Source organism: Cellulomonas chengniuliangii (assembly GCF_024508335.1).
Classification (GTDB): domain Bacteria; phylum Actinomycetota; class Actinomycetes; order Actinomycetales; family Cellulomonadaceae; genus Cellulomonas_A; species Cellulomonas_A chengniuliangii.
In genome coordinates, this window is the sequence record NZ_CP101988.1 from 2,461,716 (window position 1) to 2,475,403 (window position 13,688).

Below are 13,688 nucleotides of genomic sequence, written 5' to 3' on the forward strand. Positions count from 1 at the left end.
CCACCGGACCTCGCGTCGCTTTCCTGACCATCGAACGGCTGGCGCCTGCCGCCGCCTGATCCGCACAGCGAATGGGCCGGAGAAGCGAAATCTCGTCGCCAACTCATTCGTGTCGCGCGCTGACGCATGCCCTGTCAACACAACGAGGCCCGCCCCGACCGGTCATGTGTCAACCAAACCCGGGGCAGACCCCATGTCCGGAAACCTCACGAAATCGGGCACCAGATGGCGAAGGGCGGCCCCCGACTGTGGACAACCGGGGAGCGGCCACGGCAGATGTCGGCCTCATCCCGGCGACCGCGCCGATGGCCCCGCGCTCCTCCCTGTGGAGGAGCGCCGACGCCCGTCGCGAGCGATCGCTACGGTGCTGCTCGCGCCGCGCCCGGTGCGACCACCTCACCCGGGAGATCTCGTGATCCGCGTCCCGTACGTCGCCCTAGCGGTGGCACTCACCGTCACCCTCTGCGCCTGCACGGTCAGCGAGCCGCCTGAGACAGCCCTCTCGCAGACACCGTCACCTACGCCGACCGTTCCCGTCTCCTCGGAGACCCTGGTCGCGGCGGATCGAACCGACACACCGCCTTCCCCCGCGGCCGACGAGATGCTGGGTGTCGTTCCGTGCGCGACCGCTGTGACCGATGCATACGGCAGCTACTACCCCATCTGCGTGCGTGATGACGCACCCGTCCTGCGGTTCGACCCCGCAGGTCAGTGGTCGTGGGTGGTGACCCCACCCGGCGCACCGATCCCGCTCGACCCCCAGTACGTCGCCTCTGCCGTCGACCAGGCAGGTCGCCTGCTCGTCGACCTGATCGACTCGCCGGCACAGTGGGACGACAGCCCACAGGCGTGGTCCGGCATCGGAGCTCGCGTCGGGTCGCTGCTCAACCGCGCACCCGACGATCTCCGCACCGTGGTCGCGTCCCGGCCCGAGAAGGTCGGGATGTTCGACGTGGACCAGTGGCGCGAAGCCGCGGGGATCCGGCCGGCCGACTACCCCACGGAGGGGCCACGAATCCGCGTGCTTGACCTCCGGGTGTCCCAGATGTCCGTCAGCGCCGGGGAGCCCGCCAGTCGTGACAACATCGGCGTCACGGTGACCGTGCAGGCCACGTTCACCCAACCCGTGATCGACACCGACGGGACGCCCTGGGAGCTGAGGCAGCACGTGTCGCTCGTCGTCTCGTCGCTCGAAGCCACCGGCGCGGTGCGTGATCTCGAATGGTCGGAGGACCACGTGGTCGGACGCAACCTGCGTGGCGGCCAGCAGTCGCTTCCCGAGTTCCCCATCGACGCGGCCATACCGACGGGGTGGCTGCCGCAGAGCATCGGCGCGCTGACCTTCGCAGTGCCCGACGGATCGACGCTCGCCGAGGAGTCGGTCGAGGGTGCGACAGTTCCCTGGAAACGGTTCGACCTTCCTGACGGTCCGCGTGAGTTCGACATCAGCGGGCCCGAGCTGGATCGCGATCCGGCCCCGGAGGGCGGATGGTGGGTCCTACCGGGCTTCGCCAACTACGGCCTCGACATCCCCGGCTCCGAGGTGGCGGCCGCCGAGATCGGGACCGACGGGCTCGGCCGGTACCGCGCTCGCGTCGACCTGCGGTCGTTCGAGCACGGTTCCGCGTGGAAGTACCACGTCGAGTGGGACACCACACCCGAGCGGGCCGAGGCGGAGCTGCGAGAGGTGGTCGGTGCACTGTCGGTCGTGGTCACCGAGGGTTGACGCATCGATATCCGACTCCCCACGACAGATCGGGGGGCCTCACATTCCGCGGTCGATCTCCCGCATGGCGCGACTCCAGCTCTTCCCAATTGAGCGTGTAGTGGGCGGGGTCGAGGACCACATCCAGGTCGATGCGCCCTGTGCTGCAGCCCGACCAGCCCGACTGGGGATTCGCCAGGGCTCGTCGCAGCCTGACCCGCACAGCCGAACGGGCCGGAGAAGAGAAACCTCTTTTCGGCCCATCTGCGTCGCTCGCAGGCTGCCGTAGAACACAACGAGGCCCGCCCCCAGCAGGGGACGGGCCTCATCGCGATCTACGAAGAACGCTCGCGCGTTCTACGGTGATCTCACAGTGGGTGGTTCCGGAAAGGGGTCTGACCTGCTGTGTCCGTGACATTCGGCGAGACCTTCCACAGTGAGGGTGTCACGCCCTCCACACATGATCCTTGACCTGCGGGTACGGTCAGGGCGGACGGACCCGACATCGGGAAGGGCTCTGAGCGTTCTCGCCGCTGGTTCGAGCGCGACCGACCCTTCCGGGTCGTGCGCGTGAGCGCCTCCGTGGCCGCAACGAAGTGCGCAGGCGACGGACCCTCAACCGGCTCTCGTCGGCCGCCGATGACCAGAGCAGGACGACTACCGGCAGGTTGGTACCCGGACCGGGCGGACCGCCGAGCGCTCCGCACGAAGGAGGAAGGCATGCCGAACGCATCAGGCCCGACAGGCAAACCTGACGACGCCGTCAACGACGGGGCCGACTCGGAAGCCGTTGACAGTCGTGCGCTCGCTCCGGACGCCGATCAAGAGCCCTCTACCGCGCTCGTTGAGGTGCTTCCTGGGGTAGTGATGGTCTTCGGCGAAGTCCCGGCCGCCCTCAAGCTCGACTTGATCGACTTCGGCATCGTCCCCGAGCGCGACCGCGCACTGCTGACCACGAACTTGATGTCGTTCGCGGGGAACTCCGCCACGATCGGCGGGAACCTCGTGAATGCGATCGGCGGCGCACAGGGCCTGTACCGAGTGAACGCCGCCACGCAAGCGTTGCTCAACAACGGCGCGGCACTCGCGGTCAAGGACGGGGCGAACCTGGGCTCGATGTGGATGAATGGCGACCTGGTCGCCCAGGCAAGATTCATTCCAGTGACCGCGATCAACGCCGCCGCGTTGGCAGCCGCGATCGGGCCGGCGGTGGCGATGGTCGCCATGCAGATGCAACTGCAGCAGATCACTGGCCTCGTCAGGACGAACATTGCTCTGACGACCCAGGTCTTCACCACCGTCCGCAAAGAACAGTGGGCCGAGCTGACGGGACACCTCAACGCTATCGAGGGCGTTCTGAACGAGGCTCGCGAGGTCCAGTCGGTCCCTTCGTCGCTGTGGGAGAACATCTCCGGAAGCGAGGGGGTGCTCCAGAAGCAGCTCGACCTCTACCGGCGCCATGTCGGCGGTCACATTGGCCAGCTCGACGGGCTCGGCAGGCGGCAGCGCCGCGAGTACCTCGACACGAACGCCGAGGCGATCATCTTTGACTCGTGGGCACTCCTGTCCTCGCTCAAGGCGTGGACCGGTTACCAGGCGCTGCGTGCGAGCAGAGCGCGAACTGCTGGAAGCAACGATCCCGATGAGGCGCGACTTGTCGAGATCATCGCTCGGACCACGCGCGAGAAGTTCGAACCGGCGCTCGCCGAGACGACCAGCCTCGTGGATGCCCTCTCACGCGAACTTCACATCCTCGCCGACCTACCGGGGCCGAAGACGCTGGGTCGAACGCGCAAGGACACACGGCTGACCCGCAGCCGCAGCGCCGAGCTGCTCACGCAGATCGAGCCGCTCGCCGACGCCCTGCGTCCGCCGATCGGCAAGGTGGAGGCGCCTGAACTGGTCTGCGCACCCGAGGGCACTGACCTCCAGCCGTACCTGGATGCCCTGCGGTGGATCATCGGGAGGGGCGAGACCCTTCGGGGCATCGCAGTCGGCTACGGGCGCGACACAGCGATCGCCGACCGCGTTCGCAAGGACGTGCTGAGCCGGATCGACGCGGAGAAGTGGGCCACCGTGGTCGCAATCACGGATCGCCGCATCTTCGTCTCCGGGGCGAACGACCTCGTTCGGGAAGCGGCGATCGATCGACTGTTCCCGCTCGACGATGTCCGTTACGTGCGGGCGAAGTCGGCTCGAGGCGAGCTCGATCTCATCACCCGCACCACCGACCTCCATTGGGTCTTCCCCACGGAGATCGACGCGGCCCAGGTCGAGGGTCTTGCCGCGGTCCTTGCCGAATCGATGGGAATCCCAGAAAACGAGCGTGATGCCTTCCTCCAGACACCGCGTCCCCAGGTCGAGGCAGCAGCCACACACTGACGCGTCGTGGGCAGCGACCCTGCCGGATGGGCGCGCGGTCCTCGTCCGACCTTTTCACCACCGTCGCGCAGCTCCTCGGCGCTGAGTCCGCTGGACCGTTCGGGTGGCCGTCGTCGCAGCCGACCGGGGGTCACGGCTACGGTCGCGGCATGGACCGCTATGAACCGCTTGACCGGCTCGTCTACGGAGCGATGGGCGACGACGAGATGGACACGATCCTCGACGTCCTCGAGCGTGCCAACGCCGAGGACGAGACCCCATCGCGATGAGCACGGACGCCGAGGCGGTCCGCGTCCGCGTCGAGGCCCAGCTGCCGGATCTTTCGGCTTGGATAAACCCTTCCGGGTACCGCGACTCGCTCGCGATGTGCGTGCTCGACTCGGTCTTCTCGCTCCGTGCCTCATACGCGTCCACCGTGCGCGTCCTCGACCGATACCGGGCATCCAGGCGTGCGGCGGGCGGTGACCCGAATCGTGACGGGATCGACGACCTGATCGCCGCAGTAGAGGGCGCGGGTGGATCGGACGCCGCGGCCGGTCCCGCATTGTTTGATAACCGTGCCCTCGCCCCTGGCACCGCGAGACGTGGGCAGGCCGGGGTGCTGAAGGCCGCAGCGGTCTACCAGGTGGCAACCAAGTTCCATGGGGTTGGCATCGACACCATCGCCGACCTGCATGACGACCCGGACCGCGCCGAGGCCGAGTGGTTGAGCGTGCGCGGCCTGGGCCGTGTCTCTTGGGCCTACGTCCTCATGCTCACGGGTACAGACGGTGTGAAGGCCGACGTGATGGTGCGGCGCTTCGTGTCCGCTGCAGTCGGTGAGCCGGCAGTGACTGAAGAGCGAGCACGCCTGGCAGTCGAAGACGCGGCCGAGCTCATGGGTGTGAGTGCCCGCCTGCTCGACCACGCAATCTGGCGCTACCAGCGCGAGCAGTAACTGACGAGGACCCCACCGAATCCAGTGGCGGGGCCAGGTGCCGTCCGCTGGTGCGCGGATGGTCCGGGTGTGTTGGCGGCGCTGGCGGGCGGCAATCTACGAGCGGCGGGCCTCCACAGTCACCGGGACTGCGAAGTCCACCGCGACGGGCTTCGCAGAGGACGTTCCGAACGTCAAGGCACCCACAACCGGAACCACTCTCGGACAGTGGAGGTGGCGGGAATCGAACCCGCGTCCGATGACGTGGGACCAGGACTTCTCCGGGCGCAGCTCGCTGCGCTCTTTCTCAGCCCTCGCGATCTAGCAAGCGTGTCGCGAAAGCGGGCTCAGTTGTCTAAAAGTCCCCACAGCCCCGACAACGAGGACTGTGAGCAGTGGCTCTCTAGATGACGCCAGTTACCGAGTCGAGAGCACTCTCGGGCTGACGGACTTCAGGACTCGCTCAGGCGGCGAGTGCGAAGTCGGTGCGCTTGGAATCGGCACTATGGGTTAGCGCGGATCGTTAACGATTGACCGTGACCAATACCCTCGAGGTGATCCCCCAGCCGCCGAAGTCCTCGAACGGCCGCACGATCGTCAACTCCAAGGACTCCAGCACGTGCGGAGGGCTGTCGGTCTGACCCGTTTCGCAGCGCTGACCTTGCTCGTGCCATGTCTCCTCCCCGGAAATCACGTGGTGTCCCTGCGTGAGTCGCACGATCATGTGCGGGTGAGCGCACTCCCCCCTGAGGCGGCCGACATCCCACATCCCCAGGTCGTGACCCAGCTGCTTCGCGAGCAAGCTCCGCATCTGGCGGACATGCCCGTCCAAGCGAGCCACGCGTCGGGGAGCAGCAACTGGGTGTTCCGCGTCGGAGACGCCCTGGCCGTCCGACTGCCTCGGTCGGACGACTACGTCGCAGACCTCGCGAAAGAAGTGCGCTGGCTTCCGCGCCTCGCCCCCCACCTGCCAGTTCCGGTCCCTGACGTCGTCGCCGTAGGCCAGCCCAGCACGACGTTCCCCCGGCCGTGGGCGGTCGTGTCTTGGGTTCCGGGCGAGCTGCCACTCACATTGGACGGCTCGCAACAGGAGCTCCTGGCAGCGTCCCTGGGCGGCTTCCTGAAGAGCCTGCACGCGGTCGACACCACCGACGTTCCGGCCGGGCCCGAGCACTGGGGCTATCGCCGCGGTGAGCCGGTCACCGAGACGATCGACCGATGGGCCGACCACGCAGCTGCAGCACTGTCAGACCTGTTCGCCCCAACAGGCGTCCGCGAGGCATGGCGGCGCCTTCGCGACGTCCCTGCGGCGACGCAAGCCGCCTGCTGGGTGCACACCGACCTCTCCGAGGAGAACCTCCTCGCTCGTCACGACGGGCAGCTGGCCGGAGTGATCGACTTCGGCGGCGTTGGCGTCGGTGACCGGTCCGTGGACTTGCTGTACGCGTGGAGCATCTTCGATGCCCCGGCTCGCGAGCTGCTGCGGCCTGCGTCCGGGGCCGATGACGAAACGTGGGCCCGTGCCCGCGCATGGGCCTTCGTCGGCCCAGGCCTGCTCACCATCAGCAACTACCGGCACACGATGCCCTCCCGAGCCGAGCGCCTCACCTCCATGGTGGAGACGATCGCTGCTGAGGTGGACATCGAGCTCCGGTGAGGGCCCTCGTCTGGTGGTGAGACCGAGGGATCAAACGCACCGGCATGAAGCCGGTCGCGTCGGTGAAGGGTTGAGACTCCCGTGGGTTCCCACAGTTGCGGCGCTCCGCTATCGGGCTGTTGGCGGTGTGCGAGCCCAGCTGAGGCCGACGCGGTGCGCGTCGTTCGCTGTCATGAGCCCGTCCGCGCTCGCTTCCGTCAGGAGCCGGCGGGCGCGCGGCCGGTCGAGCAACAGCATCTCCAGCTGCGCGGCGGCGATGTGGGCCACCGCCCCGAACAGCGCTGCGACCTGCGCGACCCCGTTCACGGTGCCAGCCCTTCCGAGCGCCAGCTCCGGAGCACCACCCTCGGCGTGCCTGACACCTCGACGCTTGGCATGGGCCCGCGCGCAGGTCGATCCCAGAAACCTGGGCGGTCTCAACCGGTCAACGCACCATCTCGACGCCTGGTTCTACACGCTTACGGCTTGATCTGCAGCGACGGGTCGGTGCCGCCGGCGCGGTAGATGGTGGAGCGGGAGACGTTGAACAGTGCGGCGAGCTCGGCGGTGGTGTGCTGGCCGGCCCAGTACAGCTCGACGAGGTGCTTCTCCTGGGCGAGGGTCAGCTTGGGCTGCTTGCCCCGCAGCCGACCCTTGGCTTTCGCGACGGCCATGCCTTCACGGGTGCGGGCTCGGGCGAGGTCGGCCTCGAACTCCGCGACCATCGCGAGGACGTTGAACAGCAGCCGACCGATGGGGTCGGTTGGGTCGTGCACCGAGCCACCGATGTTGAGCCTGACCCCGCGGCGGATGAGGTCGGCGACGATGTCGCGCGCATCGGGCAGGGAGCGGGCAAGCCGGTCGAGCTTCGCCACGACCAGGACGTCGCCTTTGCGGCAGGCGGCGAGAGCTTCGTTGGCCGGTCGGCGCCGGTTCGTGCCGATCAGGCCGTGGTCGACGTAGATGCGCTCGGAGACGACACCGAGCCCGGCGAGGGCGGCGCGTTGAGCGGTGAGGTCCTGCTCATTGGTCGAGACCGGGCGTAGCCGATCAGCAGTCCGATCATGAGCACAGCGTCCCGCATAGCCCCCTTCACCGGGCTTTTTCTCGGGCGGCTCATACGGGACAAAGCATGACGCTCAGCACGGTCCTAGCGCCTCGGTCATTGAGTGGGCCGTTGGAGGTTCCCCTTACGGAACACTCCCCCGCGGCGGCCGGTGCCGCGCTCATGCCGTTTTGCAGATGACATGCGGCACGCTGGCTCCCGAGGCGGATCGCGTGGTCGTCCTCGCCCGCTCACCGCGCGTTTCGCCGAGGTAGTGTCCGACAAGTGACGATCCGCCCGCTCCACGCCGCCGATAGGGGGATGCCGCCCGCGTACGAGTTGGCCGTCGCGGCTGTCCTGCTCGATATGGACGGCACGCTCGTGGACTCCACCGCTGTCGTCGAGGCCGTCTGGGGTGAGTTCGCCGCCACGCACGGCGTCGACCTTGAAGCGGTGCTGCGCTTCTCCCACGGACGCCGCACCATTGACACAGTGACCGCTTTCCTGCCGGACCCACACCAGGCACGCGACGTCGCAGCCGACATCGAGGCCGACGAACTCGTACGCCTTGAGGGGATCATCGCGATCCCCGGAGCACGCGATCTGCTCGCCTCACTGCCCGACGCATGCGTCGCCGTGGTGACGTCGGCTGAGCGGGAGCTCGCCGTACGCCGGCTGACGGCAGTTGGCCTGTCGTGTCCCACCGTGCTCGTGGCCGCGGAAGACGTCGAGGCTGGCAAGCCATCTCCTGACGGGTTCCTGCGTGCGGCAGCCGCGCTCGGGGTCTCCGCGGAGGACTGCGCCGCCTTCGAGGACGCTGAAGCGGGCCTGCAGGCCGCGAGGGCCGCAGGTGCGTTCACCGTCGTCGTCGGTGGCTACGAGTCACCCATCACCCGTGATCTCCGACGAGTGATCGACTTCCGCCAGGTGAGAGCACGCATCGAGGGCCACCGCGTGGTGCTCGCACTCCCCTAACCTTTGGCATCGCCTCCTGCGGGGCGGGCTCACGGCCATGCCGCGACGGCTCAGACGTCCGATCATGGCCCGAGGGGCGCACGCCGGGCCGCCGCCAGGGATGGAGTGTCCCGGTTGTTGGGGGTGAGCGAGACATGTCCCAAAGGAGGAATCCTCTACGGAACGCTCCGCTGGGCCGACCGACCGCCCCGAAGCCCCGGGCGACCCGGTCAGGCCATGGCGCCGCGTCCTATGGCCGTTACTACAGACGCGTGCGTCTGGCCACGCCGTGGGCCATCGTTGCGCAACGGCCCGCGGAACGCAGGCCCACCACAGGGCAGCGGCGAGCGTCTCGTGCACCGGACAGTTCGCGGCAGCGCGGCCCTCACTCGGCGAGGCCTCCAGCCAGCAGGCTGTGGACAACGGTGTCCCGGCGACCCGATTTGAAGGTCATGTGCGAGCGCAGCACGCCTTCGCGCCGGAACCCGCATCGCTGAGCTACCCGCTGCGAGGCGATGTTGTCGGGGCCGCAGGTCAGTTCCACGCGCGCGAGGTTCAGGGCGTCGAAGCCCCAATCCGTCAGCAGCCGAACGGCTGTGGTCGCGGCACCCCGACCACGCGCCGCCGTCGTGAGCCAGTACCCGATGGACGCCCGTCGCTGCGTCAGATCGACCGCGTACAGCGACACACCGCCCCACAGCATCCCCGTGCCGCACGCCGCCACCGCCAGCTGCAACTCCTGCCCCGCGATCCGCGAGCGCTGCTGGTCCTCCAAGAACCGCTGCGCGTCCTCGACGAGGTAAGGGTCAGGGGACGGCCATGTGAACGCCAGCACCTCCGGGTCAGCGAAGGCCGCATGCAGAGCGACTGCCTCGTCGGCGAGCCACGGTCGCAACAGGACGCCACCGGAGGACAAGTCCGGGTCAGGCAGCGGTAAGGCGCTCACCGCAAGCAGCATAGGAGCCCCGCAACCACGGGCGACCCCGCACGCACTCATCTGGCGCAAGTGGTGCGGCCGCCGGCCTGGCCTGACGCGCTCCACACCCGACCTCTCCCTCGAAGGGCAGCCGGTCATGCTCCAGACAGGGGCCACTGCCGCACGCCGAGACCTGGTCCCGCGGTGTCTGCCCGCCGCGCTGTGGGTTTCGGCAGGGCGCGCAGGATTTCGGCGATGCAGGAGACCTGTAGCCAAGCCGTAGCGGAGGACACGGTGTTCTCGAACGACTCCGCCAGGCGTCGGCTCCGACCCAGGCGTGCGTGGGCGACCTCCAGCCTGCTTGCCGCACCAACGTAGTCGTCCTCGCTAGGGACACAGCCGGTAAGACCTCCGGCCTCCAGCAGAGCGTCTTCCCCGGCGGTGGTGGCGGCCGATGGGGCGCTGGTCCAGCGTGGCCCTCTACGGCGAGGAGCTGGGGAACCTCGCGAGCGCTGCCAAGGTCGCCCAGCGTCCACGTCCTCTTCGGCGTGATCAACCAAGACCGGGACACCGCCGAAGCGGACGACGCGGAGCTTCCCTCCTGAACACCGGCAGCCGACATACGTGAGGCCCGTCCCAGCAGGGACGGGCCTCATCGCAATCTACGAAGAGTGTCTCCGCGTTCTACGAAGACCTCATGGTGGAGGTGGCGGGAATCGAACCCGCGTCCGATGACGTGGAACCAGGACTTCTCCGGGCGCAGCTCGCTGCGCTCTTTCTCAGCCCTCGCGATCTAGCAAGCGTGTCGCGAAAGCGGGCTCAGTTGTCTAAAAGTCCCCACAGCCCCGACAACGAGGACTGTGAGCAGTGGCTCTCTAGATGACGCCAGTTACCGAGTCGAGAGCACTCTCGGGCTGACGGACTTCAGGACTCGCTCAGGCGGCGAGTGCGAAGTCGGTGCGCTTGGAATCGGCACCTATTGGTTTGCGCGGATCGTTAACGAGATAACCGTGCGTCCTCGGCCCGCTTCTCCTGGCTGAACGACCACCGTCGAAACCGATCACCCCCATGTGCAGTTGTCAACCGCCCGACCACCCCGGAGGGCGGACGCGCGTGGTCAGTCTACGGGAGAACGCGGCGGGCGTCGCCTAGATTCCCTCAGTCGCGGGACCGTTCGCCGCGCGCGATGGGCCGCCGAGCGCCACGATGCACGGAGCACTCCGCACCGATCCCCCGAGGTGACCATGTCCGCCCCCGACCAGACGCCCGACGGCGACCGCAACGAGACCCCCACGGAGCGGATGGACCGCAACTGGAACGAGCTGCTCCAGGAGCTGCGTGTCACCCAGACGGGCGTGCAGATCCTCACGGGGTTCCTGCTGACGGTCCCGTTCCAGCAGCGCTTCGGCGATCTGGACGCCTATCAGCGGAACCTGTACCTGGAGCTGGTGGTGTTGGCGGTGATCACGACAGGCCTGATCGTGGCGCCCGTGAGCGTGCATCGGATCCTGTTCCGCAAACGCCTGAAGGCCGAGCTGGTGTCCGCGGCGGACCGGTTGGCGCGGGCGGGCCTGGGGACGTTGGCGCTGGTGCTCTCGGGCACCGCGATGCTCATCTTCGACGTGGTGGTGGGCCGTGCGGAGGGGATCGTGGCGGGCGCCACGGTGCTCGTCGCGCTGACGGCCCTCTGGCTGGTGATCCCGTTGCGCCTGGCCCATGTCTCGGGTGACTCGCCGCGGCCGAGCCCGTAGCGGCGGACGGTGGTCCGGACGGCTAGACGCCCGCCGCCAGGACGTCCGCGAGCGCGTAGGACACCGGCTCCTCGAGCTGCTCGTAGGTGCACGATGACGGGTCGCGGTCGGGCCGCCAGCGCCGGAACTGGGCGACGTGCCGGAACCGGTCGCCCTCGAGGTGGTCGTAGCCGACCTCGACGACCAGCTCGGGGCGCAGCGGGATGAAGGAGAGGTCTTTGCCGGCGCTCCACCGGCTCTGCTCGGACTCGCGCGGGGTGCGGCCGCTGGCGTCGTAGTTCCACGGGTGGTCGTCGAGCGAGGTGACCAGCGGTGCGAGCTCGGTGACGAGCTCGCGGCGCCGGGCCATCGAGAAGGCGGCGGCGACGCCCACGGACGCGAGCACCCCCTCGGACGTGTACAGGCCGAGCAGCAGGGAGCCGACGGCGTCGTCGCCGGACTTGTGCGGGCGGTACCCGGCGATCACGCAGTCGGCGGTGCGCCCGTGCTTGACCTTCGCCATGACGCGTTTGCCCGGTTGGTAGAGCAGATCGGCGGACTTCGCGACGACTCCGTCGAGCCCGGCGCCCTCGAAGCTCTGGAACCAGTCGGCGGCCACGGCCTGGTCGTCGGTCTGGGCGGTGACGTACACCTGCGGGTTGGGGCTGATGATCTGCTCGAGCCGCGCCCGGCGTTCCGCGAAGGGCGTGCCCGTCAGGTCGGCGTCGTCCAGCGCGAGCAGGTCGAACAGGATCAGCAGCGCCGGGGTCTCCCGGGCGAGCAGCCGCACCCGGGACGCGGCGGGGTGGATCCGCTGCTGGAGCGCGTCCCAGTCCAGTCCGCCGGTGGTGGCGGACGGGAGGACGATCTCCCCGTCGACCACGCACCGCTCGGGAAGGTGGGCGAGCGCCGCCTCCACGATGTCGGGGAAGTACCGCTGCATCGGGCGGGTGTTGCGGCTGCCGATCTCCACCTCGTCGCCGTCTCGGAAGACGATCGCGCGGAAGCCGTCCCACTTCGGCTCGTAGAGCTCGCCCGGGGGGATCGCCGGCACGGACTTGGCCAGCATCGGGTCCACCGGCGGCATCACAGGCAGGTCCATCGGCCCAGTGTGGCCCGCACTCCGCACGCCGGCCACAGGTCGCGTCCGCGCCTACACCGGCCCGAATGCCAGGACGCAGTTCTGCCCGCCGAACCCGAACGCGTTGGTGATCGCGTGCCGGACGCGCTGCTCGCGCGCGACACCGGGCACGTAGTCGAGGTCGCACTCGGGGTCGGGTGTCGCGTAGTTGATGGTCGGTGGGATGACGCCCTCGACGATGGCCATCGCGCAGAGCAGGGAGGCCAGCGTCCCGGCGGCGCCGATCAGGTGCCCGGTCATGGACTTGGGCGCCGTCACAGCCAGGCCGTCGGCGTGCGCACCGAAGGCCTGGCGCAGGGCCATGGTCTCCGTGCGGTCGTTGGCCAGGGTCGAGGTGCCGTGCGCGGCGACCAGCTCGACGTCCGACGGGTCGAGGCGGGCTCGGCGCAGGGCCTGCGCGATGGCCTGGGCGGCGTACCGGCCGCTGGGGTCGGGGGCGACGATATGGAAGGCGTCGGAGGTCATCGCACCGCCCAGCACCTCGGCGTAGACGCGGGCGCCGCGGGCCCGGGCGTGGGAGAGCAGCTCCAGCGTGCAGACCACGGCGCCTTCGCCGAACACGAACCCGTCGCGGTCGGCGTCGAAGGGGCGGCTGGCCTCCTGCGGGGAGTCGTTGTTGCGGGACAGCCCGCGCATGGTGGTGAGGCCGGCGAACATCACAGGTGTGATGGCCGCGTCAGTGCCCCCGGCGATGACGACGTCCGCCTCGCCGGCCAGCAGCGTCCGGCGGGCGTCGAGCAGGGCGGCCGTCCCGCTGGCACAGGCCAGGGCGCTGGCGTTGACCGGGCCGTGCACCCCCAGGTCGATCGCGACCTCGCAGGCCGCCATGTTGGTGAGCGACGACGCGACGAAGCTCGGGCTGATCGCCCGGATGCCGTCGAGCGCGTACGCCTCGGTGGCGTCCTGGATCTCGGGGTAGCCGGAGACGGCGCTGTTGATCACGACCCCCGCGTCGACGTCCTCAAGGCTGGGCCCCAAGCCCGCGTCGGCCACGGCCTCGCGTGACGCCGCGACGGCGAGCTGGGACGCCCGGGAGGACCGCTTGCGCCGCTTGACGGGCAGCAGCGCCGCCGGGTCGAACCCGCGGACCTCCCCCGCGATGCGGGTCGGGAACTCGGACGCGTCGAACGCGGTGATCTTGTCGACGCCGCTACGCCCCTCGAGCAGCCCCGCCCACGTCTCGGGCCACGAGTTGCCCAGCGGGGTGAGCGCCCCCATCCCGGTGATCACCACCCGCCGGTCGTCGGCCACGTGCTCGGCCAT

The 13,688-nt window shown here is 69.0% G+C and carries 9 protein-coding genes, 2 other RNA genes and 1 pseudogene; 6 read left to right on the top strand and 6 right to left on the bottom strand.

All coding sequences use genetic code 11. The annotated features are described in order from the left end of the window. The first annotated feature begins 412 nt into the window (after positions 1–412). The 3 genes from NP064_RS11430 (at position 413) to NP064_RS11440 (ending at position 5,024) form a co-directional block, all read left to right on the top strand. On the top strand, positions 413–1,726 hold the full coding sequence (locus NP064_RS11430) for a hypothetical protein (RefSeq protein WP_256813590.1): 1,314 nt from the start codon (positions 413–415) through the stop codon (positions 1,724–1,726). A 699-nt stretch (positions 1,727–2,425) separates the two neighbouring features. After that, positions 2,426–4,087, top strand: a complete 1,662-nt coding sequence (locus tag NP064_RS11435; RefSeq protein ID WP_227569529.1) for a hypothetical protein — start codon at positions 2,426–2,428, stop codon at positions 4,085–4,087. 265 nt (positions 4,088–4,352) lie between these two features. Continuing rightward, positions 4,353–5,024: a DUF8548 family protein gene (locus tag NP064_RS11440; RefSeq protein WP_227569528.1), complete on the top strand. Its 672-nt coding sequence runs from the start codon at positions 4,353–4,355 to the stop codon at positions 5,022–5,024. Positions 5,025–5,229: 205 nt separating this feature from the next. On the opposite strand, the gene ssrA (NP064_RS16755) is transcribed toward NP064_RS11440, so the two are convergent. Beyond that, positions 5,230–5,567: a transfer-messenger RNA gene (ssrA, locus tag NP064_RS16755) on the bottom strand. Positions 5,568–5,622: 55 nt separating this feature from the next. Here ssrA (NP064_RS16755) and NP064_RS11445 point away from each other — a divergent pair. Continuing rightward, positions 5,623–6,660 carry an aminoglycoside phosphotransferase family protein gene (locus NP064_RS11445; RefSeq protein WP_256813591.1) on the top strand — a complete coding sequence of 346 codons (1,038 nt, stop codon included), beginning with the start codon at positions 5,623–5,625 and terminating at the stop codon, positions 6,658–6,660. 458 nt (positions 6,661–7,118) lie between these two features. Here NP064_RS11445 and NP064_RS11450 read toward each other — a convergent pair. Beyond that, positions 7,119–7,705: pseudogene (locus NP064_RS11450) on the bottom strand (recombinase family protein). 264 nt (positions 7,706–7,969) lie between these two features. Between NP064_RS11450 and NP064_RS11455 the strand changes: the two are divergent. Continuing rightward, positions 7,970–8,659 carry an HAD-IA family hydrolase gene (locus NP064_RS11455; protein ID WP_227569526.1) on the top strand — a complete coding sequence of 230 codons (690 nt, stop codon included), beginning with the start codon at positions 7,970–7,972 and terminating at the stop codon, positions 8,657–8,659. Positions 8,660–9,023: 364 nt separating this feature from the next. Here NP064_RS11455 and NP064_RS11460 read toward each other — a convergent pair whose 3' ends face one another. Both NP064_RS11460 and ssrA (NP064_RS11465) read right to left on the bottom strand, forming a co-directional pair. Beyond that, positions 9,024–9,596 carry a GNAT family N-acetyltransferase gene (locus tag NP064_RS11460; protein ID WP_227569525.1) on the bottom strand — a complete coding sequence of 191 codons (573 nt, stop codon included), beginning with the start codon at positions 9,594–9,596 and terminating at the stop codon, positions 9,024–9,026. A 656-nt stretch (positions 9,597–10,252) separates the two neighbouring features. After that, positions 10,253–10,622, bottom strand: a transfer-messenger RNA (tmRNA) gene (gene ssrA / locus NP064_RS11465). Positions 10,623–10,798: 176 nt separating this feature from the next. Between ssrA (NP064_RS11465) and NP064_RS11470 the strand changes: the two genes are divergently transcribed. Beyond that, positions 10,799–11,305 carry a DUF6328 family protein gene (locus tag NP064_RS11470; RefSeq protein ID WP_227569524.1) on the top strand — a complete coding sequence of 169 codons (507 nt, stop codon included), beginning with the start codon at positions 10,799–10,801 and terminating at the stop codon, positions 11,303–11,305. Between the two features lie 22 nt (positions 11,306–11,327). Here NP064_RS11470 and NP064_RS11475 read toward each other — a convergent pair whose 3' ends face one another. Further along, positions 11,328–12,386, bottom strand: a complete 1,059-nt coding sequence (locus NP064_RS11475; RefSeq protein ID WP_227569523.1) for an ATP-dependent DNA ligase — start codon at positions 12,384–12,386, stop codon at positions 11,328–11,330. A gap of 51 nt (positions 12,387–12,437) precedes the next feature. Continuing rightward, positions 12,438–13,688 carry a beta-ketoacyl-[acyl-carrier-protein] synthase family protein gene (locus NP064_RS11480; protein WP_227569705.1) on the bottom strand — a complete coding sequence of 417 codons (1,251 nt, stop codon included), beginning with the start codon at positions 13,686–13,688 and terminating at the stop codon, positions 12,438–12,440.

Coding starts and splice junctions, on each gene's coding strand:
- NP064_RS11435 (WP_227569529.1), top strand. CDS start 2,426: ATGCCGAACGCATCAGGCCCGACAGGCAAACCTGACGACGCCGTCAAC.
- NP064_RS11440 (WP_227569528.1), top strand. CDS start 4,353: ATGAGCACGGACGCCGAGGCGGTCCGCGTCCGCGTCGAGGCCCAGCTG.
- NP064_RS11460 (WP_227569525.1), bottom strand. CDS start 9,596: ATGCTGCTTGCGGTGAGCGCCTTACCGCTGCCTGACCCGGACTTGTCC.
- NP064_RS11470 (WP_227569524.1), top strand. CDS start 10,799: ATGTCCGCCCCCGACCAGACGCCCGACGGCGACCGCAACGAGACCCCC.
- NP064_RS11475 (WP_227569523.1), bottom strand. CDS start 12,386: ATGGACCTGCCTGTGATGCCGCCGGTGGACCCGATGCTGGCCAAGTCC.
- NP064_RS11480 (WP_227569705.1), bottom strand. CDS start 13,688: ATGGCCGAGCACGTGGCCGACGACCGGCGGGTGGTGATCACCGGGATG.